Origin of the sequence: Nocardioides phosphati (assembly GCF_014646375.1) — a bacterium.
Taxonomy (GTDB): domain Bacteria; phylum Actinomycetota; class Actinomycetes; order Propionibacteriales; family Nocardioidaceae; genus Nocardioides; species Nocardioides phosphati.
Map to the genome: position 1 here is coordinate 294,903 of NZ_BMNI01000003.1, position 22,429 is coordinate 317,331.

20 protein-coding genes are annotated in these 22,429 nt (G+C 72.0%); 15 read left to right on the plus strand and 5 right to left on the minus strand.

The features are described from left to right. Positions 1–34 precede the first annotated feature (34 nt). Positions 35–1,039, plus strand: coding sequence for a family 43 glycosylhydrolase (locus IEX47_RS08660; protein ID WP_188783599.1), 1,005 nt, complete (start codon positions 35–37; stop codon positions 1,037–1,039). 182 nt (positions 1,040–1,221) lie between these two features. Continuing rightward, entirely contained in the window at positions 1,222–2,778 is a 1,557-nt protein-coding gene (locus IEX47_RS08665; RefSeq protein ID WP_188783600.1) for a DEAD/DEAH box helicase, read from the plus strand. 150 nt (positions 2,779–2,928) lie between these two features. Here IEX47_RS08665 and IEX47_RS08670 read toward each other — a convergent pair whose 3' ends face one another. Next, positions 2,929–3,795, minus strand: a complete 867-nt coding sequence (locus IEX47_RS08670; RefSeq protein ID WP_229662742.1) for a prephenate dehydratase — start codon at positions 3,793–3,795, stop codon at positions 2,929–2,931. A 32-nt stretch (positions 3,796–3,827) separates the two neighbouring features. Between IEX47_RS08670 and IEX47_RS08675 the strand changes: the two genes are divergently transcribed. Continuing rightward, complete coding sequence (locus IEX47_RS08675; protein ID WP_229662743.1) at positions 3,828–4,514, plus strand: CPBP family intramembrane glutamic endopeptidase; 687 nt, start codon at positions 3,828–3,830, stop codon at positions 4,512–4,514. A 53-nt stretch (positions 4,515–4,567) separates the two neighbouring features. Here the strand turns inward: IEX47_RS08675 and IEX47_RS08680 are convergent, their stop codons facing one another. Together IEX47_RS08680 and IEX47_RS08685 are read right to left on the minus strand one after the other, a co-directional pair. Next, complete coding sequence (locus IEX47_RS08680; protein ID WP_188783603.1) at positions 4,568–5,458, minus strand: NAD(P)H-binding protein; 891 nt, start codon at positions 5,456–5,458, stop codon at positions 4,568–4,570. 51 nt (positions 5,459–5,509) lie between these two features. After that, positions 5,510–5,782: a DUF7218 family protein gene (locus tag IEX47_RS08685; RefSeq protein ID WP_188783604.1), complete on the minus strand. Its 273-nt coding sequence runs from the start codon at positions 5,780–5,782 to the stop codon at positions 5,510–5,512. Between the two features lie 67 nt (positions 5,783–5,849). On the opposite strand from IEX47_RS08685, the gene IEX47_RS08690 reads away from it, so the two are divergent. Genes IEX47_RS08690 through IEX47_RS08700 form a run of 3 tightly spaced genes read left to right on the plus strand, consistent with a single transcriptional unit; the run spans position 5,850 to position 8,650 of the window. Continuing rightward, a complete protein-coding gene (locus IEX47_RS08690; RefSeq protein WP_188783605.1) occupies positions 5,850–6,398 on the plus strand; it encodes a TIGR03086 family metal-binding protein in 549 nt (182 codons plus the stop codon). Positions 6,399–6,443: 45 nt separating this feature from the next. Then, entirely contained in the window at positions 6,444–7,046 is a 603-nt protein-coding gene (locus tag IEX47_RS08695; protein WP_188783606.1) for a TetR/AcrR family transcriptional regulator, read from the plus strand. Continuing rightward, positions 7,043–8,650, plus strand: coding sequence for an acyl-CoA carboxylase subunit beta (locus IEX47_RS08700; protein ID WP_188783607.1), 1,608 nt, complete (start codon positions 7,043–7,045; stop codon positions 8,648–8,650). Before IEX47_RS08695 ends, IEX47_RS08700 begins: the two co-directional genes overlap by 4 nt. 7 nt (positions 8,651–8,657) lie before the next feature. On the opposite strand, the gene IEX47_RS08705 is transcribed toward IEX47_RS08700, so the two are convergent. After that, on the minus strand, positions 8,658–9,683 hold the full coding sequence (locus tag IEX47_RS08705) for an AraC family transcriptional regulator (protein WP_188783608.1): 1,026 nt from the start codon (positions 9,681–9,683) through the stop codon (positions 8,658–8,660). A 90-nt stretch (positions 9,684–9,773) separates the two neighbouring features. On the opposite strand from IEX47_RS08705, the gene IEX47_RS08710 reads away from it, so the two are divergent. From IEX47_RS08710 to IEX47_RS08735, 6 genes are all read left to right on the plus strand, one after another. Then, positions 9,774–10,580: an alpha/beta fold hydrolase gene (locus IEX47_RS08710; protein ID WP_188783609.1), complete on the plus strand. Its 807-nt coding sequence runs from the start codon at positions 9,774–9,776 to the stop codon at positions 10,578–10,580. Beyond that, a complete protein-coding gene (locus tag IEX47_RS08715) occupies positions 10,577–12,046 on the plus strand; it encodes a flavin-containing monooxygenase (RefSeq protein ID WP_188783610.1) in 1,470 nt (489 codons plus the stop codon). Before IEX47_RS08710 ends, IEX47_RS08715 begins: the two co-directional genes overlap by 4 nt. Then, complete coding sequence (locus tag IEX47_RS08720) at positions 12,043–13,725, plus strand: GMC oxidoreductase (protein ID WP_188783611.1); 1,683 nt, start codon at positions 12,043–12,045, stop codon at positions 13,723–13,725. The genes IEX47_RS08715 and IEX47_RS08720 overlap by 4 nt, the downstream gene beginning before the upstream one ends. Then, positions 13,722–14,258: a DUF4334 domain-containing protein gene (locus IEX47_RS08725; RefSeq protein WP_188783612.1), complete on the plus strand. Its 537-nt coding sequence runs from the start codon at positions 13,722–13,724 to the stop codon at positions 14,256–14,258. The genes IEX47_RS08720 and IEX47_RS08725 overlap by 4 nt, the downstream gene beginning before the upstream one ends. A 109-nt stretch (positions 14,259–14,367) precedes the next feature. Further along, positions 14,368–15,579, plus strand: coding sequence for an acetyl-CoA C-acetyltransferase (locus IEX47_RS08730; RefSeq protein ID WP_268238964.1), 1,212 nt, complete (start codon positions 14,368–14,370; stop codon positions 15,577–15,579). 30 nt (positions 15,580–15,609) lie between these two features. Then, complete coding sequence (locus tag IEX47_RS08735; protein WP_188783613.1) at positions 15,610–17,787, plus strand: 3-hydroxyacyl-CoA dehydrogenase NAD-binding domain-containing protein; 2,178 nt, start codon at positions 15,610–15,612, stop codon at positions 17,785–17,787. Between the two features lie 90 nt (positions 17,788–17,877). On the opposite strand, the gene IEX47_RS08740 is transcribed toward IEX47_RS08735, so the two are convergent. After that, a complete protein-coding gene (locus IEX47_RS08740) occupies positions 17,878–18,393 on the minus strand; it encodes a hypothetical protein (protein ID WP_188783614.1) in 516 nt (171 codons plus the stop codon). Between the two features lie 137 nt (positions 18,394–18,530). On the opposite strand from IEX47_RS08740, the gene IEX47_RS08745 reads away from it, so the two are divergent. Genes IEX47_RS08745 through IEX47_RS08755 form a run of 3 tightly spaced genes read left to right on the plus strand, consistent with a single transcriptional unit; the run spans position 18,531 to position 22,428 of the window. Then, complete coding sequence (locus IEX47_RS08745) at positions 18,531–19,127, plus strand: PadR family transcriptional regulator (protein ID WP_188783615.1); 597 nt, start codon at positions 18,531–18,533, stop codon at positions 19,125–19,127. Then, complete coding sequence (locus IEX47_RS08750) at positions 19,124–19,852, plus strand: ABC transporter ATP-binding protein (protein ID WP_188783616.1); 729 nt, start codon at positions 19,124–19,126, stop codon at positions 19,850–19,852. Before IEX47_RS08745 ends, IEX47_RS08750 begins: the two co-directional genes overlap by 4 nt. After that, positions 19,849–22,428 carry an FtsX-like permease family protein gene (locus IEX47_RS08755; RefSeq protein WP_188783617.1) on the plus strand — a complete coding sequence of 860 codons (2,580 nt, stop codon included), beginning with the start codon at positions 19,849–19,851 and terminating at the stop codon, positions 22,426–22,428. The genes IEX47_RS08750 and IEX47_RS08755 overlap by 4 nt, the downstream gene beginning before the upstream one ends. Position 22,429: the final 1 nt, after the last annotated feature.

Here is a 22,429-nt window from a genome sequence, read left to right on the forward strand (position 1 = left end):
GCAGGCACACCGGGGACACGTGTTTGGGGCAGCAGTGCAGGCAGTAAGACGGGCGCTCGGCGTCCTGGTGGCCGTGGTCGTGATGGTCGGTGTCGTGGGGGAGGGAGCGGCCTCCGCGCGCGGGCACGAACGGGCCGTCGCCCAGCTCGCGGAGGGAGGGCTCCCCGATCCGTCGCCACTCCGGGCGCGCGGCCACGTGGCCGTCTTCGGCACCGGCCCGGGCTTCCCGGTGCTGGTCTCGACGCGCTACGGCCGCGGGTTCCGGTCATCGGGCTTCGCGATGCCGCGCAGTGGCCTCCCGCGCTGGTTCGGCACCGGCATCGGCGGCACGCGGCACCTCTGGGCGCCGCACGTCGCGCGGGTCGCGCCGGCCCGCGGGCGGCGGGGTCCGGCGTACAACCTGTACTTCGCGGCCACGCGCCGCGGCGGCCGCGACTGCATCGGCGTCGCACGTTCGTCGCGGCCGGCGCACGGCTTCCGGACCGTGGGCGGGCCGCTGGTCTGCGGTGGCCGGCGGGCCACTGCGATCGACCCGTCGGTGTACGTCGGCCCGCAGGGCCGGCGCTGGCTCACCTTCGTCCGGCGCGACCGGGTGAGCGGCGTCGGGCAGATCCGGATCATCGCGCTGCGCCGCGACGGTCTGCGCCTCCGGCCGGGCGCCCGCTCGCGGGTCCTGGTCAGCAACGGCCGCACGATCACCGAGGCGCCGAGCATGCTGACGTACGGCGGCGCCACGTGGCTCTTCGTCAGCCGCCACTCCTACCGCGGCTGCGGCTACCGCACCGAGGTCTACCGCGCCCGTACGCCGGGCGGCCGCTTCACGCCCGCCGGCCCGCACCACGGGCGGCTGGTGCTGCGCTCGCGCGCCGGGCGGGTGCTCTGCGGAGCCGGCGGTGGCGAGGTGCTGCGGACCGGCCGGACCGTGCGCTTCTACTTCCACGCGTGGCGTCACGGCACCGAGTGGACCGGTGGCCGGCGCGTCCCGTTCGTCGCGCGGCTCCGCTGGCGGCACGGCCACCCCGTCGTCGCCCGCCGTTGAGGGGTGGGCGATCTCACCCTCCGCGTTTTCGCAGGTCAGGGCCGGGTCCCGTACAGTGGTCGAGTCCGCCCAGTCTTGCCGCGGACCGGCAGCCCTTGTTTGGCTGCGCCTCGCTTCTCGAGGCTCACTTCCGCGGTCACCGCGGGCGTTCTGGTGAGACACCGAACGAATTGAATGACTCCTTGTCTACTTCTGACTTCACGTCTGATTTTGCTGGCCTCGGCGTACCCACGCCACTGGCCACCGTCCTGGCTGCCCAGGGCATCACCACTCCCACCCCGATCCAGGCGGCCACGCTCGGCGACTCCCTCGCGGGTCGCGACGTGCTCGGCCGTGGCCGCACCGGCTCCGGCAAGACCTACGCCTTCCTGCTCCCGATGGTCGCCCGCCTCGCGGCCTCCGGCCGCAAGCCGCGCGCCGGCGCTCCCCGTGCGCTGATCCTGGCCCCGACGCGTGAGCTCGTCGGCCAGATCGAGGCCTCCCTCAAGCCGCTCGCGGCCGAGTTCGGCCTCACCACGCAGACCGTCTTCGGTGGCGTCGGCCAGAACCCGCAGGTCGCCGGCCTCCGCCGCGGCGCCGACGTCGTGCTGGCCTGCCCGGGCCGCCTCGAGGACCTGATCCAGCAGGGTCACTGCTCGCTCAAGGACATCGAGATCACGATCCTCGACGAGGCCGACCACATGGCCGACCTCGGCTTCCTCCCGGCCGTGCGCCGCCTGCTCCAGGCCACGCCGCCGCGCTCGCAGCGCCTGCTCTTCTCGGCGACGCTCGACAACGCGGTCGACCAGCTGGTCAAGAAGTTCCTCAACGACCCGGTGACCCACGAGGCCGACTCGGCCCAGTCGCCGGTCGCGAAGATGGACCACCACGTCTTCCACGTACGCCGCGAGTCGCGCCTGCCGATCCTGGTCGACCTGACCCGGGCCCCCGGCCGCACGGTCGTCTTCACGCGCACGAAGCACGGCGCCAAGGCGCTCGCCCGCCAGCTCAACGCCAACGGCGTACCGACGGTCGACCTGCACGGCAACCTGTCGCAGAACGCCCGCACCCGCAACATGGAGGCGTTCCACTCGGGCGCGGCCACCACGCTCGTCGCGACCGACGTCGCAGCGCGCGGCATCCACGTCGACGACGTGGCGCTCGTCGTGCACGCCGACCCGCCGTCCGAGCACAAGGCCTACCTCCACCGCTCCGGCCGTACGGCGCGAGCCGGCGCCGAGGGCACCGTCATCACGCTGATGACCGACGACCAGGTCCGCGACGTGCGTGCCCTGGCTCGTGCCGCGGGCATCAAGCCGACCACCACGGTCGTCGGCGACGCCTCGCACCCGATCCTCAAGTCGCTCGCCCCCGGTGAGCGCGTCGAGGTCGCGGGTGGCCTCAAGGTGGAGGCCCCGGCGCAGCCCGCCGGTCGTGGCGCTGGCTCGGGCTCAGGCTCGGGTGGCGGCCGCAACCGCTCCCGTTCGCGCGGTGGCAACGGCGGCAACGCCGGCGGCTCCGGTGCCTCGGCCTCCGGCCAGCGCTCGGGTGGCTCGCGTGGCGGCTCCGGCCAGGGTGGCCAGGGCGGCTCGCGCTCCGGTGGTTCCGCCGGCGGTGGCCAGGCGCGCTCCGGCGGCCAGGGCGGTCAGCGCTCGGGTGGTCAGGGTGGCCAGCGCTCCGGCGGTCAGGGTGGCCAGCGCCGCTCGGGTGCCGGCGCGGGCAACAGCCACTCGGCGGCCCGCTTCAGCGGCGGTCGCTGACCCAGCCAGACCTCAGACGGAAGCCCGGTGCCACCCAGCGGCACGGAGCTTCCGCGCTGATCTGCACGTCGCACAAGGGGTGGACTTCTCGTCACATGGTGACGAGGAGTCCACCCCTTGTTGCTTGCCCTCTCGGCGCGACGGCCCGGGCTACTTCGGCTGGTGCTCGCCCTCGATGCGGAACTCCGCGGCGGGGTAGACGCCGAGGACGGTTAGCTCGTCGGTGAAGAACTCCAGCTCCTCCAGCGCCCGCGCCAGGCCCGGCTGCGAGGGATGCCCCTCGACGTCGGCGAGGAACATGGTGGCGGTGAACTCGCCGTCGACCATGTACGCCTCGAGCTTGGTCATGTTGACGCCGTTGGTCGCGAAGCCGCCGAGCGCCTTGTAGAGCGCGGCGGGCAGGTTGCGCACCCGGAAGACGAAGGTCGTCACGACCATCTCGGCGTCCGAGGCAGGCGCGGGGGCCTCGACGTACTCCTGCGACAGGATGACGAAGCGGGTCGCGTTGTGGTCCTCGTCCTCGACGTTCTCCGCGAGGACGTCGAGGCCGTAGACCGAGGCGGCCAGCGGCGGCGCGAGGCAGGCGCGCGACGGGTCGCCCCACTCGGCCACCTCGCGCGCGGACCCGGCGGTGTCACCCGCGATCACCGGCCGCGCCCCCAGCTCGGCGATGATCCGCCGGCACTGCCCGAGCGCATGGACGTGCGAGTGCACGGTCTTGATGTCCGACCGCGACGCGCCGGGCACGCCCATCAGGTGGAAGTGGATCGGCATGAAGTACTCGCCCACGATGTGCAGCCCCGACTTGGGCAGCAGGTGGTGGATGTCGGCGACGCGGCCGGCCAGCGAGTTGTCGATCGGGATCATGCCCAGCTCGGCGCGGCCTTCCTGGATCGCGGCGAAGACGTCCTCGAACGACGCGCACGGCAGGGTCTCCCAGTCGGGGTAGACGTCGCGGCAGGCGATGTCGGAGTTGGCGCCGGGTTCGCCCTGGTAGGCGATGATCGAGGCAGTCACAGGGAACATCATCCATGAGGGGAGGTGCGCACGTGCGCGCCTGGCTGCGTCGCTCGCTGTGGGAGAAGGTCGCCCGCGACCAACGCGACACCCCGCGGGGGCTCCTGCGACGCCAGGTCGTCGCGGGCGCCACGATCCTCGTCGGCGCGCTGGTGCTGGGTGTCTCGCTGCGGATCGAGCCGGGCAGCGCCTGGTTCTACCCGGCCACGCTGCTGCTCGCAGGCGTGTGGACGGGCGGTGCGCTCCTGTCCGGCCCGCTCCACCTCGGTCGCATCGCGGTGCGCGACCGGCTCAGGCGACCGGTGCTCGCGCCGTTCGTGCTGGGGCTGGGACTTGCGGCGATCTTCCTCGTCGGTGGCCTGGTCCTGCGGCCGGTGTCGCTGGTGGCCGACCAGGTGACCGACGTCCTCGACCACGCCGCCCAGGGCGCGATGCCGGCGATCGTCGCGGTCACGGTCGTCAACGGCATCGCGGAGGAGCTCTTCTTCCGCGGTGCGGTGTACGCCGCCCTCCCGCGGCGTCCGGTGCTGGTCTCCTCGGCGGCGTACACCGTGACGACCATCGCGACCGGCAACCTGCTGCTGACGCTGGCCGCTGCGGGCCTCGGCGTCGTCGTCGGGCTCGAGCGGCGTGCCTCCGGCGGCATCCTGGGCCCCGTCATCACGCACCTCACCTGGTCGCTGGCGATGCTCTTCGGCCTGCCGCTCCTCTTCGGCTGAGCACCCGCGGCCGTGGCCACGCCAGGCGCGCGACCCCTTGCATCAGCGCTGCGTCAGCGCTGCGCCAGCGCGCGGCGTACGGCCTCGGTGTAGGGGAGCGGGTCGCCGGGCACGACATCGCGGATCGACCAGTCGGTGACGACCACCTCGGTGCCGAGCGAGTCGATCAGGTTGCGGCCGGTCTGGATGTCGATGTCGGTCACCAGCGCGAGCCAGTACGACGAGAGCCGCGGCGTCAGCACCGGCACGCGCACGATCGGGACGCGATGGCCGACCACCTGCTCCGCGGTCACCTGCAGCATCTCCTGGTAGGTGAGGCTGTCCGCGCCGCCGATCTCGAACGTGCGGCCCTCGGCATCGGGGTGGTCGGCCACGCCGACGAGGTAGCGCACCGTGTCGTCGAGCGAGATCGGCTGGGTGCGCGTGCTCGCCCAGCGCGGCACGACCATCGCCGGGAGGTTCTTGACCAGCTGGCGGGTGAGCTCCCAGGAGATGCCGCCGGCGCCGACGATGATCGCGGCCCGGAGCGCCGTGACCGGCACGGAGGTCCCGGCCAGCAGGTGCTCGACCTCCCGCCGTGAGCGGAGGTGGCGCGACAGGGTCTCGCCGTCCGCCCCGAGTCCGCCGAGATACACGATCCGGCGTACGCCGGCCTGCTCGGCCGCGCGGGCGAAGGCGGTGGCGGCGCGTGCGTCGCGCTGCTCGAAGTCGGCGTGGTCGAGCGCGTGGACGAGGTAGAAGGCCACGTCGACGCCCTCGAGCGCCGGGGCCAGCGTGGTGGGGTCGTCGACGTCGCCGCCGACGACGGTGCCCGGGCCGTCGTACGCCTCGGGGCGCCGGGTGAGGGCGCGGACGTCCCAGCCCTCGGCGAGGAGGGCGGGGACGAGGTGGCGACCGACGAAGCCGGTCGCGCCGGTGACGAGTGCGGTGCGGGAGGCGCTCACCCGGTCATCCTCCCGCACGACCGAAGGGCGCTGGGATCGTGGACCGGACCGTCAATGGTTCCGCAGCGCCTTGATCAGCTCGCCCTTCCTCATGTGCGAGCGGCCCTTGATGCCGACCTCACGGGCGCGCTTGCGCAGCTCGCCGACGGTGCGGTCCTCGTAGTCGCCGCCGTGGCCGCCACGGCTGCTCACCGTCGAACGTCCGCTCCGTGCGGCCTCGTTCGCGATCCGCGCCGACTTCTCCTTGCTGTTGCCCTCGTCGCGGAGCTTCTCGTAGAGCTCCTTGTCCTTCACGCTCGGGCCGGGGCTTCTCCTTCCGGGCATGACGCCCTCCTTCCGCACGTCCTTCGTTGTCAGGGTCCTTGGGGCCGTACCCGCCTAGGCTCGCTCCATGAGCGCCGCCGACTCCTTCCGCCAGACCAGCGCCGCCTTCGCCGCCCGGGTGCACGGCGTGCCCGACGGCCGCTGGGACGACCCGGCGCCGGTCGAGGGCTGGGTCGCGCGCGACGTGGTCCGGCACCTCGTGGAATGGCTGCCGGCGTTCCTCTCCTCGGGCGCGGGGGTGGAGCTGGCGAAGGGGCCGAGCGTCGATGAGGACCCGGTTGGTGCGTGGGACTTCTTCGCGGCCCAGGTCCAGGCGCTGCTCGACGACCCGGCGACCGCGGAGCTGACCTACACCGGGCCTCCGGGGACCCACCCGCTCGACCGGGCCATCGACCAGTTCTTCACCAGCGACCTCTTCCTGCACACGTGGGACCTGGCACGGGCGACGGGGCAGGACGAGACGCTCGACCCCGAGCGCTGTGCGGCGATGCTCGCCGGCATGGAGCCGTGGGACGAGATCCTGCGGTCGAGCGGCCACTACGGCCCGCGGGTGGCGGTGGCCGACGATGCCGACGCGCAGACCAAGCTGCTCGCCTTCATCGGCCGCCGCGTCTGACCAGAAACATTACGTACGTAACGGAAATGCGTTACCGTCGCGGCCATGACCCGCAGGACCCAGGCCGAACGCCGTGAGGCGAGCCGTGCCGACCTGATCGCGGCCACCCTCGAGCTGATGGAGGAGGTCGGCTACGCCGGTGTCTCCGTTGCCGAGGTCTGCCAGCGCGCCGGGCGCTCGGTCGGCACGCACCTGCACCATTTCGGCACCAAGGCCGCCCTCGTCACCGCCGCGGTCGACGAGCTGGCCGCCCGACGGATCGCTGACGTCCGGGCCGACCTCCAGCGGGAGCCGCGCCGGGGGGCCGAGGCGGCGCTCGACGTGGTCTGGCAGTTCTACGCCGGCCCGACGTTCGTCATCGCGCTCGAGCTCTGGGTCGCCGCGCGCACCAACCCCGAGCTCCGTGCGCATCTGCTCGCCGTCGAGGAGCGCATTGACCGCGAGGGCGTGGCGCTGGCCGCCCTCATCGCCCCCGAGCTGACGACGCCGGCCGGAGCGCTTGCCGGCCGCTACGCCGTCGCCACGATGCGCGGCCTGGCCATGCGCCGGACGCTCTACGTCGACGCCGATCTCGACGCCGACTGGCGCTCGCTCAAGCCGCTCCTGCTGTCCACGCTCGCCGCCACCACCCTCGAGGACGCCCGATGACCACCGCCGACCCGGCCACCGACCCCATCACCGAGCGCACCACCGAGCGCACCGCCGAGCAGGCACTCATCGACCACGTCGCGTCGGCCAAGGCTGCCCTCCTCGACGAGGCCCGCGCCGACAAGGTGGCCAAGCAGCACGCCCGCGGCAAGCTGACCGCGCGCGAGCGGATCGCCTACCTCGCGGGCGAGGAGTTCGGCGAGTTCGGCGGCCTGGCCGGCCCGGGTCCGTCCAACACCGGCGCGGCCCCGCTCGTGGCTCCGGCCGACGGCGTCATCACCGGCATCGGCTACGTCGACGGCCGCCCGGTCGCGCTGGCGGCGTTCGACTTCACCGTGCTCGGCGGCAGCAACGGGGCCGTCGGCATGGCGAAGGTGATGCGCATGGCCGACCGGGCGCTGCATGACCGGATCCCGATGGTGCTGCTCCACGACGGCGGCGGCCACCGCATGCAGGAGGCGCTCGACTCCCGTCTCGCCGCGCCCGGCTCCGAGCTGCTGATGAAGATGTGCGACCTCTCCGGCTACGTGCCGCTCGTCTCCGCGATGCTCGGCCCCGGGTTCGGCGCACCCGGCAACCTCGCGGCCTGCTGCGACTTCGTGGTGATCGTCCGCGGCCAGGGCACGATGGGCCTCTCCTCGGACTTCCTGGTGAAGAACGGCACCGGCGAGGACGCCACCAACGAGGAGCTCGGCGGCGCCGACAACTGCGCCCGCCGCGGCGTCGTCGACCTCGCCGTCGATGACGAGCACGAGGCGCTCGACGCGATCCGGCTCTACCTCTCCTACCTTCCCTCCTGGCAGGACGGCCCGCAGAACCTCGGTGATCCGCACGCCGGGCCCGGCCACCTCGCGGACCGCCTCGACACGCTGATCCCCGCCAACATGCGCCAGGCCTACGACGTACGCGACGTGATCGAGGGGCTCGCTGACGACGAGACCGTCTTCGAGATCAAGCCCGGCTACGCGCCGAACATGGTCTGCGCCCTCGTCCGCCTCGCCGGCCGCCCGGTCGGCATCGTCGCCAACCAGCCGCAGGTCTTCGGCGGCGCGATCGACGGTGCCGCGGCCGAGAAGCTCGGCGGCTTCGTCGCCGTCTGTGACACCTTCGGCCTGCCCGTCGTCGTGCTCATCGACATGCCCGGCTTCCAGGTCGGCACCGCTGCGGAGGAGAGCCGGCTCGTACGCCGCAGCGCGCGGATCGCCTTCGAGCTCGCCAACGCCACCGTCCCCCGCGTCGTCATCACCACCCGCAAGGCGTACGGCGCGGCGTACGTCGTCATGGGTGGTGGCCGGAGCATCGACGCCGATCTCAGCCTGGCGTGGCCGACCGCGGAGCTGTGCGCCATCCCGGTCGAGAGCGCGGTCGACATCGCCTTCAAGTCGGTCTACCTCGACGACCCCGAGCCGGAGAAGAAGCGGGCGGAGTTCATCGAGCTGATGCGCGCCAACATCGACCCGGTGCTGGCGGCCGACGGCTTCGGCATCGACGACGTGGTGCTGCCGAGCCAGACCCGGCGACTGCTCATCGAGACCTTCGCACGGGCGGTGCCCCGTCGCGCTCCTCGCGTGCCGGGCAAGCGCCGCACGATCGCCCCGGCCTGAGCTCCGGTCAGGACGGGCGCGTCGGGGTCCGTCGCGCGCGGGCCCAGCTGCCGGGCGTGGTCCCGGTGGCCTTCTTGAACGCGACGGTGAAGGCGGGCGCGCCGGCGTAGCCGAGACGGGCGGCGACGTCCTCGACGGTGAGATGGGCCGCGAGCATCTCCTGGGCGAGCAGCACGGTCGTCTCCGTGGCCAGGTCCCGGAAGGTCGTCTCCTCCGCGGCGAGCCGGCGGTGCAGCGTCCGCGGGCTCAGCGCGAGTGCGGCGGCCACCTCCTCCTGGCGGATCCGGCCCGGGCGCCCCGCGAGCAGCACCTGCCGGACCCGGCCGGCGACGCCGACCCGCTCGTGCCGGGCCCGGAGCAGGGCGGCGCACTGGTCCTGGGCGGTGGCGGCGACGAGCGGATGCGCCTGCGGCAGCGGTCGGTCCAGCGCCTCGTGGGGCACCACGAGGACGTTGCGTGGCGCACCGAAGACCGGGTGCACGCCGGTGACCTCCGCGAAGACGCCGGCCTCCGGCGGCTCCGGGAGCGTGAGCTCCAGCCGCAGGCCGGGCAGCGGAGCGCGCAGGATGTCCTGCTGGAGGCGGAGGGCTGAGGCCACGTCGCGCTCCAGCAGGAAGGTCCGGACGTCCGCGGGCACCCCGGAGTCGTCGAACTCCAGCAGCGCCTCGGTGGCCGACTCGGTGTAGGCCAGCCGCGAGAAGGAGTTGGTGAGGTCGACGAACCTGACCGCGAGGCCGAGGGCGTCGCGGATGGTCGGGCTGGTGAGCAGTGCGAAGCCCCAGATCCCGAAGAGGCCGACGTGATAGCGGTGGCCGGCGATCAGGCCGAGCCCGGGGACGTGCCCGAGCTCGCGGAGCAGGTTGCGGACCACGGCCAGCTCCGCGGCCGCGGTGACCTCGGCGGCCGGGTCGGCGATGGCTGTCTCGGTGATGCCGCTGCCGGCGAGCAGGCGCTCGGCCGGGACGGCGTACTCCGCGGCCAGCTCGACGAGCGCCGCGGCGCCGGCGGTCGAGCGGGGGAGTTGCGGCAGCACGGACTGATCCTGCCAGCGGTGGCGGGAATTCGAAAGAACTCGGCGCCGGATCGGATGGGAACCGTGACGCGGCGTCGCTCTAATGGGTCCATGAGCATCTCTCTCCACCGCGCCGGCTCGGGTGACCCGGTCCTCTTCGTCCACGGCATCGGCAGCCGATGGCAGGTCTTCGAGCCCGTCCTCGACCGGATCGCCCGCGACCACGAGGTCATCGCGATCGACCTGCCCGGCTTCGGGGCCTCGCCGATGGTCGACGGCGTCGCCCCCGGTCCGCGCGGGTACGCCGCGTGGCTCGCGGACTGGCTCCGGGCAGAGGGCATCGAACGACCGCACGTGGTGGGCAGCTCGATGGGCGGCGGCGTCGCCCTCGAGCTCGGCCGGCAGGGCGTGGCCGCGGCCGTGACGGCGTTCTCGCCCGTGGGGTTCTGGCAGGCGCCGGGCCTGCGCTGGACCCAGGGCATGGTCACGGCGATGCGGGCCAGCGGGCGGGTCGCGGGGCCGCTGCTGAGTCGTGCGGTCGGGCACTCCGCCGGTCGCGCCGCGCTGCTCGGTGGCTTCTTCGGCCACCCCACGCGCGTCTCCCCGGAGGCGGCCCGCGCGGATCTGGCAGCGCTGGTCGCCGCGCCGGCGTTCGCCGCAGCCCGGTCCGACTTCGGTCGCTACCGCCTCACCCCCGACGACGACCCGGGCTCGCTCCCGGAGCTGCCGGTCACGGTCGCCTGGGGCACCCGTGACGTCGTGCTCCTGCACCGGACCCAGAGTGCCCGGGCCCGCCTGGCGCTGCCGTTCGCGCGCCACGTCGACCTCGTCGGCTGTGGGCACCTCCCCTTCGCGGACGACCCGGAGGCGTGTGCCCGGCTGATCCTCGAGGACGCCTCGGCCCGGGGTGCCCGATGACCGCGACGCACCGCGGGGCGGCTCCCTCCGTGGCGATCATCGGCTCCGGCTTCGGTGGCCTGGCGGCGGCCATCGAGCTGAAGAAGCGGGGTTTCGACGACCTCGTGATCCTCGAGAAGGCCGACGACGTGGGCGGCGTCTGGCGCGAGAACACCTACCCCGGCGCGGCGTGCGACGTGCCCTCGCCGTTCTACTCCTACTCGTTCGAGCCGAACCCGCGCTGGCCCCACCGCTTCTCCCGGCAGCCCGCGATCCTCGACTACATCCGCGGCGTCGTCGACACCTACGACCTGCGCCGTCACCTCCGCTTCGGCGCCGAGGTCAGCACCGCGGCGTACGACGACGCGACGAGCCGCTGGACGGTCACCCTCGCCGACGGCTCCACGCTCGAGGTGGACGTGCTCGTCCCGGCGGTCGGGCAGCTCTCCCGTCCGGCGTTCCCCGACATCGCAGGGCGCGACACGTTCGCCGGGCCGGCGTTCCACTCCGCGCAGTGGGACCACTCCGTCGACCTGGCCGGCAAGCGGGTGGGGGTGATCGGCACCGGCGCCAGCGCTGTGCAGTTCGTGCCCGAGCTCCAGGCGCAGGTGGACCATCTCGACCTCTTCCAGCGCACGCCCCCGCACATCGTGCCGCGCATGGACCGGACCTTCTCGCCGCTGCACCAGCGGGTCTTCGAGAAGCTGCCGGTGACGGAGCTGGCGGAGCGCGCCACCTGGTACGCCGTGGTCGAGAGCCTCAGCATCGCGTGGGTCTACTCCAGGCCTCTTGCGCGTGCGGTCCGCGCGCTGTCCCGTGCCCACATGAAGCGGCAGACGAAGGCGAAGCCGGGGCTGTTCGAGAAGGTCTGGCCGGACTATCCGGTGGGGTGCAAGCGGATCCTGTTCTCCAACGACTACCTGCCCGCTCTCGCGCGTCCCAACGTCGACCTGGTGACCGAGCGCGTCACGGCGATCACCCCGACGGGCGTCGTCACCGCTGACGGCACCGAGCACCCGTGCGACGTCCTGGTGTGGGGCACCGGTTTCAAGGCGACCGAGTTCCTCGCACCGATGGAGATCACCGGCCGCGGTGGCCGGCGGCTCGCCGAGGTCTGGAAGGAGGGCGCGCACGCCTACTACGGCATGACCGTGCCGGGCTTCCCAAACCTGGTGGTGATGTACGGCCCCAACACCAACACCGGCGGCGGGTCGATCATCTACTTCCTCGAGGCGCAGGCGCGCTACCTCGGTGCGTACGTCGAGCAGCTGGCCGCCGGTGCCGGCGCACTCGACGTCCGGTCCGAGGTGGAGCAGGCCTACGACCAGGAGGTGCAGGCGGAGCTCTCCGGCAGCGTCTGGAGCCAGTGCACCTCCTGGTACCGCCAGCCGGACGGCCGGATCACGACCAACTGGCCCTGGATCGGGGCGCAGTACAAGGCCCGCGCGAAGTTCCGCGCGGCGGACTATGAGGTGGTTGCCCGATGACTGCACACGACCACGCCTACGACTACGACGTGATCGTCGTGGGCTCGGGCTTCGGTGGCAGCGTGACCGCGCTCCGGCTGACCGAGAAGGGCTACCGCGTCGGAGTCCTCGAGGCGGGGCGCCGCTGGGAAGCGGAGGACCTGCCGACGTCCAACTGGAACCTCCGCAAGTCGATCTGGGCGCCGCGCCTCGGGATGACCGGCCCGCAGCGGATCAGCGTGCTCGGCAAGTGCATGGTCTTCAGTGGTGCGGGCGTCGGCGGCGGCTCGCTGATCTACGGCAACACGCTCTACGAGCCGCTGCCGGACTTCTACCGCGACCCCGCGTGGGCACACATCACCGACTGGGCCGGCGAGCTGGCGCCGTACTACGACCAGGCGAAGCGGATGCTCGGCGTCGTCGAGAACCCGCGCACCGGCCCCAAGGACGACATCCTCCTGCAGGTCGCCCGCGACCGCGGCGTGGCGGACACCTTCCACCGCACCAACGTCGGCGTCTTCTTCAACGAGGGCAACGAGGGAGTCGAGGTCGACGACCCCTACTTCGGCGGCGCCGGCCCGCGACGCCGGGGTTGCATCCACTGCTCGGAGTGCTTCACCGGCTGCAAGCACAACGCCAAGAACGTCACCACGACCAACTACCTGCACCTCGCGGAGGCCAACGGGGCCGAGGTCCATCCGCTGACGACGGTGACCTCCGTGGCCGAGGACGGCAGGGGCGGCTACGTCGTGGAGACGGAGCGGTCCGACGGCAGGCTGCGCAAGGGACGCCGGACGTTCACCGCGCAGCAGGTGGTCTTCGCGGCCGCCGCCCTCGGCACGCAGAAGCTGCTGCACAAGCTCAAGGACGACGGCACCCTGCCGGGCCTGTCGGACCGGCTCGGCGAGCTGACGCGCTCCAACTCCGAGGCGATCCTGAGCGTCTCCAGCCGGAGCCGCGACGACCTCGCCCAGGGCGTCGCGATCACGTCGTCCATCCACCCCGAGCCGCAGACCCACGTCGAGGTCTGCACCTACGGCAAGGGCCAGAACTCGATGTTCATGCAGATCATGCCGATGATCGACGGCGGTGCGTTCCGGCTGCTCCGCTTCGTGCTGTCGGTGCTGCTGCACCCGATCGCGTTCCTCCGGCTGGTCAACGCCCGCGGTGCCTCCGAGCGATCGGTCATCCTGCTGGTGATGCAGTCCCTCGACAACTCGCTCACCTCCTACCGCCGGCGCGGGTTGCTCAGGACGCGGCAGGGGAGTGGCGAGCCCAATCCGGACTGGATCCCGGTCGCGCACGAGATCGCCCGCGAGTACGCCGCGAAGGTCGACGGCGACACCGGCGCGGTCGCGACCGACCTCTTCAACATTCCCGCCACGGCCCACTACATCGGCGGCTGCACGATCGGTGACTCGGCAGCGTCCGGCGTGATCGACCCCTTCCAGCGGGTCTACGGCCACCCGGGCCTGCACGTCGCCGACGGCTCCGCGGTCACCGCCAACCTCGGGGTGAACCCGTCGCTCACGATCACCGCCCAGGCGGAGCGGGCGATGGCGTTCTGGCCCAACCGGGGCGAGGCCGATCCGCGCCCGCCGCTGGGTGCGCCGTACGAGCGGGTGGCGCCGGTGGCTCCGGCCCGGCCGGCCGTGCCGGCCACGGCGCCCGGTGCCCTGCGACTGCCGGCGAGCGCATGAGCGCGGCGACCGACCGGCTCGCGGCGCTCGGCGAGGCTGCTCCGCTCGAGGCGGCGCTCGCGCTCTTCGACGACCTGCCGCCCGTCGCCGCCGTCGAGATCACGGGGCGCTGGCGCGGCCGGGAGATCGCGACGGGCCATCCGATGGACGGTCTGCTGGAACCCTCGGGCTGGTGGGGCAAGCAGTTCGACGACGTCGACCACGTCCACCCGCTGCTCTTCGAAGCGGCCTCGGGGGCGGTGTACCCCGTGAGCCCGCGTCGGCTGCCGCTCGGCCTCGCGGGTCGCGTGTCGCCGGCCCAGCTCGGCCGCACGAGGCCGGTGAGCAGCCGGCTGCGTCCGTTGCTGGAGACGCGACGGCACCAGGCGCGGCTGCGCGACGTCGCGTTCCGCGGCGTGGTCAGCGCCGCGATGGTCTACGACGACCTCCCGATCATCGACGCGTTCCGCCGGGTCGACCCCGACACGCTGCTCGGTGTCATGGACTACCGGCGCCACCCGGCGCCGTACGTCTTCGTGCTCGCGCGCGCCTGACGCGCGCTGTCCTTTCCATGTGACGGGGAGCACGCATACACCTTCGGCCGGGGTGCGGCTACCATTCACCGGGTACACGGTGTACCAATTCGCTCTGTGAGGAACCCTGATGGCTGAAGCATTCATCTACGACCACGTGCGTACGCCGCGTGGTCGAGGCAAGAAGACCGGCTCGCTCAACGAGGTCAAGCCGATCGACCTCGTCGTCACCCTCATGCACGCCATCGAGGAGCGCAACGAGACGCTCGACACCGGCGGCATCGACGACGTCATCCTCGGCTGCGTCACCCCGATCGGTGACCAGGGTTCCGACATCGCGCGCGTCGCCGCCGTCAAGGCCGGCCTCGCCGAGACCGTCGCCGGCGTCCAGATCGACCGTTTCTGCGCGTCGGCCCTCGAGGCCGTCAACCAGGCCGCGGCCCGCGTCCGCTCCGGCTGGGAGGACCTGATCCTCGCCGGTGGCGTCGAGGCGATGAGCCGCGTGCCGATGGGCTCCAACGGTGGCGCCTGGGCGATGGACCCGAAGACGTCGCTCGACACCTACTTCATCCCGCAGGGCGTCTCCGCCGACCTGATCGCGACCATCGAGGGCTTCACCCGCGAGGACGTCGACGCCCTCGCTGCCCAGTCGCACCAGCGTGCTGCCAAGGCCTGGGCCAACGGCTACTACGACGGCTGCGTCGTCCCGGTGAAGGACGAGAACGGCCTGGTCATCCTCGACACGGACGAGACCGTCCGCCCGGACACGACCGTGGAGGGCCTGAGCCGCCTCAAGCCGTCGTTCGTCGCCATGGGCGTCGACGCCGGCTTCGACGACGTCGCACTCGCGAAGTACACCGAGGTCGAGAAGATCAACCACGTCCACCACGGTGGCAACAGCTCCGGCGTCGTCGACGGTGCCTCGCTCATGCTCATCGGCAACGAGGAGGCGGGCAAGAAGCACGGCCTGACCCCCAAGGCCCGCATCGTCGCCACCGCGGTCATCGGCTCCGAGCCGACCATCATGCTCACGGGCCCGGCCCCGGCGGCCCACAAGGCGCTCGAGAAGGCCGGCCTCACGGCCGACGACATCGACCTGTGGGAGATCAACGAGGCCTTTGCGGCCGTCGCCCTCCGCTTCATGAAGGACATGGGCATCAGCCAGGAGGTCACCAACGTCAACGGTGGCGCCATGGCCATGGGTCACCCGCTCGGTGCCACCGGTGCCATCATCCTGGGCACGCTCGTCGACGAGCTGCAGCGCCAGGGCAAGCGCTACGGCCTCGCCACGCTCTGCGTCGGCGCGGGCATGGGCATCGCGACCATCGTCGAAGCTCTCTGAGCAGCGGACTGAGAAGGAAAGACAAGAGACATGACTGAGCAGACCGCTGTCCGCGTTGACATCGATGCCGATGGCATCGCCACGCTGACCCTGGACGACCCGAACCAGTCGGCCAACACCATGAACGAGCTGTACGTCAGCTCGATGGACGCCGCTGTGAACCAGCTCGTCGCCGACGCCGACAAGATCACCGGTGTCGTCATCGCCTCGGCGAAGAAGACCTTCTTCGCCGGTGGTGACCTCAAGGGCATGATGGGCATCCGCAAGGAGAACGCCCAGGAGGTCTTCGACATGGTCGAGGGCGTCAAGGCCACCCTGCGCAAGCTCGAGCTGCTCCAGAAGCCGGTCGTCGCCGCCATCAACGGCGCCGCGCTCGGCGGCGGCCTCGAGATCGCCCTCGCTGCCAACCACCGCATCGCGGTCGACGGCAAGTACTCCATCGGCCTGCCCGAGGTGAAGCTCGGCCTGCTGCCCGGTGGTGGCGGCGTCACGCGCATCGTCCGCATGTTCGGCCTCGCGACCGGTCTCATGGAGATCCTGGGCCAGGGCACCGAGTTCAAGCCGGCCGCCGCGCAGGCGAAGGGCCTCGTCAACGACCTCGTCGCCACCCAGGACGAGCTGATCCCGGCCGCCAAGGCGTGGATCAAGGCCAACCCCGAGGCGTGGGCGCAGCCGTGGGACACCCAGGGCTACAAGATCCCCGGTGGCACCCCGTCGCACCCGTCGCTCGCGGGCATGCTCCCGGCGTTCGCCCCGATGCTGAAGAAGCAGATCAAGCAGGCTGACTACAAGGCCCCCAAGGCGATCCTCGCGGCCGCCACCGAGGGCCTGCAGGTCGACTTCGACACCGCCTCGCGCATCGAGTCGCGCTACTTCACCTCGCTGGTCACCGGCCAGCAGGCGAAGAACATGATCCAGGCGTTCTTCTTCGACCTCGGCTCGATCAACGCGGGCAAGGAGCGCCCGGCCGGCGTCGACAAGTACACGCCGTCCAAGGCGATCGTCCTGGGCGCGGGCATGATGGGCGCGGGCATCGCCTACGTCCTGGCGCGTGCCGGCGTCGAGGTCGTCCTCAAGGACGTCACGATCGAGGCCGCCGAGAAGGGCAAGGCCTACACCGCCGGCCTCAACGAGAAGGCCGTCTCGCGCGGCAAGCTCACGCAGGAGAAGGCCGACGAGATCCTCAACCGGATCACGCCGACCATCGACCCGGCTGACGCCGCGGGCTGCGACACGGTCGTCGAGGCCGTCTTCGAGAACGTCGAGCTGAAGCAGAAGGTCTTCAACGAGGTCATCCCGTTCCTCAACGAGGGCGCGCTGCTCTGCTCCAACACCTCGACCCTGCCGATCACCGAGCTCGCCAAGGGCATCGACGGCGAGGGCGCCGCTGCGCGCTTCATCGGCCTGCACTTCTTCTCGCCGGTCGACAAGATGCCGCTGGTCGAGATCATCCGCGGCGGCGAGACCTCCGACGAGACGCTCGCGCAGGCGTACGACATCACGCTGCTGATCAAGAAGACCCCGATGATCGCGCACGACTCGCGTGGCTTCTACACCTCGCGTGTCATCGGCACCCAGATCGAGGAGGGCCTCGCGCTCCTGCTCGAGGGCCAGGCGCCGTACTCGATCGAGCGCGCGGCGACCTCCGCCGGCTACCCGGTCGGCCCGCTCCAGATCACCGACGAGCTCAACATGGAGCTCATGGTCAAGATCGCCACGGCCACGCGCGCTGCGCTCGGCCAGGAGGAGCTGACCACGACGGAGAAGGTCGTCAACAAGATGATCGAGGCGGGTCGCCCGTCCAAGCTCAAGGGCGCCGGCTTCTACGAGTACGTCGACGGCAAGCGCGGCTCGATCTCGGACGTCGTCGCCGAGCTCTTCCCGCGTGCGGAGGTGCAGTACCCGCTGCAGGACATGCGCGACCGCATGATGTTCCGCGAGGCGATCGAGACCGCGAAGACGTTCGAGGAGGGTGTGGTCACCTCGGCCGCCCACGCGAACATCGGCTCGATCTTCGGTATCGGCTTCCCGCCGATGACCGGTGGCGCCGCGCAGTTCATCACCGGCTACGACGCCGCTGACGGCACCTACGGCATCGAGGCGTTCCTCAAGCGCGCCGACGAGCTGGCCGACAAGTACGGCGAGCAGCTGCGCCCGACGCAGTACCTGCGCGACATGGCGAAGAACGGCGAGTCCTTCCCCGCCTGATCCAGCAACGCAGAAGGGCCCCGTCTCCCGTGAGGGAGGCGGGGCCCTTCCGTCTGTGCGGGGGCCGCGGGGGCTGCTGGTGGCCTGCGGTCAGTGGGTCGCCGGGCCGAGCACCTGCTGGCACTTCGCCTGCGCCTTGGCGAACGCCTCGCGGGGCGCGGCGGAGCCGCCCTTCAGGTTGGCGGCCAGGATCGAGGCGTGCAGCTTGTCGTCGAGCTTCTCGGCGCACGCGACGTACTTGTCCCAGTCCGTGGCGTCGGCCGTGGGGTACTGCGACGCCCACGCCTCGGTGTTCTTGCGCCAGTCCCAGCAGGAGACGGTGGCGTCGGCGATCTGGGTGGCGACGTCCTTGTCGAACTGGCCGTTGAGCTGGGCGATGTGGTCCTTGGTGAGCGCGCCCGCCTTGGTCAGCTTCGCGACGCCGACGCCCTCGACGATCTTCTTCGCCGTGCACTCCGCCTGGGCGGGGGGAAGCTGGTAGGCGATCTGCGAGCCCAGGGCGGCGATCGCGATCTCGTCGTCACCGCTGCCGTTGTCTCCGCACGCGGTCAGCCCGAGGGCCGAGGTGAGCAGGACGAGGCCGAGGGCGGGAGTGGTCAGGCGCATGGCGGGGAGTCAACCACGCGAGGCGAAAGCCGGGCGAGCGATCCCGCCGATTGGGGCGCAGCGGGGCGGATGGTCTTGACACATACTCGGTATGCATACCTAGTATGCAGTCACCGGGTTGTCCGGAAGGGGGACTGATGTCAGTACGACACGCATTGCTGGCGCTGCTGGAGCAGGGGCCGATGTACGGCTACCAGCTGCGCACCGAGTTCGAGGGGCGCACCGGCTCGACCTGGCCGCTCAACATCGGGCAGGTCTACACGACGCTGGCGCGCCTCGAGCGCGACGGGATGATCGAGGCGGCGTCGGACGAGGCGGTCGCGGCCGACGAGAGCAACGGCTCCAACGGTGACGGCGGCAAGCGACGGTACGCGATCACCACCGACGGCCGGGTCGAGGTGGCCACCTGGTTCGACGAGCCCGTCGGCCGGGGCGAGCCGCCCCGCGACGAGCTCGCGATCAAGCTGGCGATCGCCGTGACGATCCCCGGCGTCGACGTCGGCTCGCTGGTGCAGCGCCAGCGCACCGCGACGATGAACGCCCTCCACGAGTACACCCGCCTCAAGCGCAGCGGCTCCACCGACGAGCCGGCCGACCTGGCCTGGAGCCTCGTCCTCGACTCCCTGATCTTCAACGCCGAGGCGGAGATCCGCTGGCTCGACCACTGCGAGGCGCGGCTGGCGCGCCGCGCCACCCCGTCCCGCTCCACCGTCGCCGAGGAGGCAACGCGATGACCGCTCCGATCCTGACTCTTGCCGAGGTCACCCGCGTCCACGGTGCCGGCGCCGCCGAGGTCCGCGCCCTCCGTGGCGTCACCGTCACCGCAGCGCCCGGCGAGCTCGTCGCGGTCATGGGCCCCTCGGGCTCCGGCAAGTCGACGCTGCTCAACCTGGCCGGTGGCCTCGACACCCCGACGTCGGGGGACGTGGTCATCGACGGCACCTCGCTGGTCCGCCTCTCCCAGAGCCGCCGCGCGGCCCTCCGGCGTACGTCGGTGGGGTATGTCTTCCAGTCCTTCAACCTGATCCCGGCGCTCACCGCAGCCGAGAACGTCTCGCTGCCCCTCGAGCTCGACGGCGTACGCCGTGGCGAGGCGCGCGACGCGGCGCTGCTCGCGCTCGAGGAGGTCGGCCTGAGCGCGGCGGCCGACCGCTACCCCGACGACATGTCCGGTGGCCAGCAGCAGCGGGTGGCGATCGCGCGGGCCATCGTGGGCCAGCGCCGCCTGATCCTCGCCGACGAGCCCACGGGCGCCCTCGACACCGCCACTGGCGAGGAGGTGCTCAAGCTCCTGCGCTCCCGCGTGGACGCCGGAGCGGCCGGCCTGCTCGTCACCCACGACCCGCGGCACGCGGCGTGGGCGGACCGCGTCGTCTTCCTCCGTGACGGCCTCGTCGTCGACGAGTCCGGCCGGACCCGCGGCCCCGAGGACCTGCTCGACGTGGAGGGCGCGCGATGACCGGGTTCACGCCGCTGTTGCGGCTGGCCTGGCGTGACCTGTGGCGCAACAAGGGCCGGAGCCTCGTCGTCTTCCTGATGATCCTGCTGCCGGTCCTCGGTGTCAGTGCGGCCTCGACGGTGATCGCGACCGCCAGCGTGACGGGCAGTGAGCGGGTCGTCGGCGACATGGGCACCGCGGACATCGTGCTCGGCTTCAACGGCAACAACGACAACACGGTCCACGCCGTCGACGTGCTCCCGAAGATGGAGGGGCAGGTCCGCGCGGCCCTGGGGGCGGGCACCGCGACGGCGCTCCGCGCGCACGGCACGCTCCGGGCGAGCACCGACAAGGGCGCGACCCGCGTCGACGCCTACGAGGCCGATCTCGCCAACCCGCTCCTGACCGGCACCTACCGCCTCGTCTCGGGGCATCTCCCGCGCGTTGCCGGCCAGGTCGCCGTCAACGGCTGGCTGGCTGATCGCGGGCCTGGTGTCGGCGAGACCCTCGAGGTGCGTGGGGGCTCCTCGCTCCGCGTCGTCGGCATTGTCGAGGACCCCTTCGAGAAGGACTCCGGCCGGGCCTGGGGCCGGCCGGGCGAGCTAATTCCGGACCGACGTGCGCCTGGTTCGGTCGGTGACGTGACCGTCTTCGCCAAGGCGGCCGGAGCGCTCGACCTCCGCAGGCTCGCCGACCTCGGCAAGGACGGGTACTACCCGACCACCCGCGACCAGGACGTCGCCAACTACAGCGGGGGCAGGGGCCTCAACGGACCGGACCTGGCGGTCTTCGTGCTCGTCGTCGTGATGGCGCTGACGGAGGTCGCGCTCCTCGCCGGTCCGGCGTTCGCGGTCAGTGCGCGGCGCCGCCAGCGCGAGCTCGCCCTGCTCAGCGCCAACGGAGGTACGCCGCGGCAGGTGCGCGCGGCCGTGCTCACGACGGCGTTCGTCATCGGTGGCCTGGCGGCCGCGGTGGGCGCGGCCGGTGGCGTCCTGGTGGGCTGGCTCGTCTCCCCTGTCGCCGAGCAGTTCGGCTCGACGTGGTTCGGGCCGCGCGACTGGAGCCCGCTGCAGGTTGCAGGGGTGGCGCTCTTCGGCCTCGTCAGCGCGGTGCTCGCCGCTCTCGTCCCGTCGTGGCTCGCCTCGCGGCAGGACGTCGTACGCGTGCTGGCGGGACGCCGCGGCGACCCGGCACCGGCGCGCTTCTCGCCGCTGCTCGGCATCGTGCTGATGGTGATCGGTGGGCTGCTGACCTTCGTCGGCCTGGTCGGGGCCAGCAGCTACGGCGAGATCTGGATCGGCTTCGGCGCCGTGACGACCGTTCTCGGAGCCGTCGCGCTCATGCCGCTGATCCTGCGCCTCCTCGCGCGGTCGACCGGCCGGGCGCCCCTTGCGGTGAGGTATGCCCTCCGGGACGGCTTGCGCCACCGCACGCGCACGGTGCCTGCCATCGGCGCGGTGATGGCGACCGTCGCCGGTGTCGTCGCGCTCGGCATCGCCAACGCGAGTCAGGAGGCTGCGGGGGAGAAGACCTACGAGCCGCGGCTGCCGATGGGCCATGCCGAGGTCAACGTCTGGAGCGACTACGGCGCCACCGACGACGTGGCGAAGCAGTGGACTGCCGTCGTACCGGTGCTGAAGCGGCTCGCGCCCGACGCTGTCGTCGTCCGCGGCATGGCCGACGAAGGTGGCCAGTCGATCATGCTCAGGGGCGGCGGCGACGACCTGTACGGCGACTTCAGCGGGCCGTTCAACAACGGCGTCGCAGTCGCGTCGAAGGTCCCGGCGGTGGACTTCGGCCTCTCGCAGTCCGAGGTGGAGCAGGCCGACGCGGTCCTCGCCCGCGGCGGAGCCGTGGTGATGGGCAGGCAGGCGGGCGGTCTCAGCCACCTGACGTTGGTGCGGTACGTCGATGACTCCGCCGACGCCCAGGACGCCGACGGCATGAAGGAGGCGCAGCGCCTCAGGGTGCCTGCCGTTGCCTTCGCGGTGAAGGGACGCCCGCTGGCGACCGCCATCGTGGCGGACCGCGCCGCCGAGCGCCTCGGCGCCCGCGTCAGCGTCGCCGGCGCGCTGATCAACCGGACCGTGTCGACGGCCGAGGCCAAGACCCTCGAGGAGGCGGTCCTGGACGTCGCCGACGGCGGTGACGTGTACGTCGAGCGGGGCTGGCAGCCGGACCCGGAGTACGCCCTCATGATGCTGGTCCTGATGGTCGTGGGCGCGCTGCTCATGGTCGGCGGCACCGTGACGGCGACGGTGCTCGCGCTGGCCGACGCCGGACCTGACCTCGGGACGTTGTCGGCGGTGGGTGCCGCACCGCGCACCAGCCGGGCGGTCGCCATGGGCATCGCCTTCGTCATCGGCGGCGTCGGTGCCGTGCTCGGCGTCGTCGTCGGTGCTGTGCCGGGCATCGCCGTCACCTGGCCGATGACCTCGCACGCCTACTACTACGGCGGTTCCAGCGGTAGCGCCCACACGATCGACATCCCGTGGCTGCTGCTCGCGGAGGTCGCCGTCGGCGTGCCGGTGCTCCTCGCGCTCGTGGTCGGACTCTGTGCCCGGTCACGGCTCCCGCTGGTGGCGCGCATCGACTGAG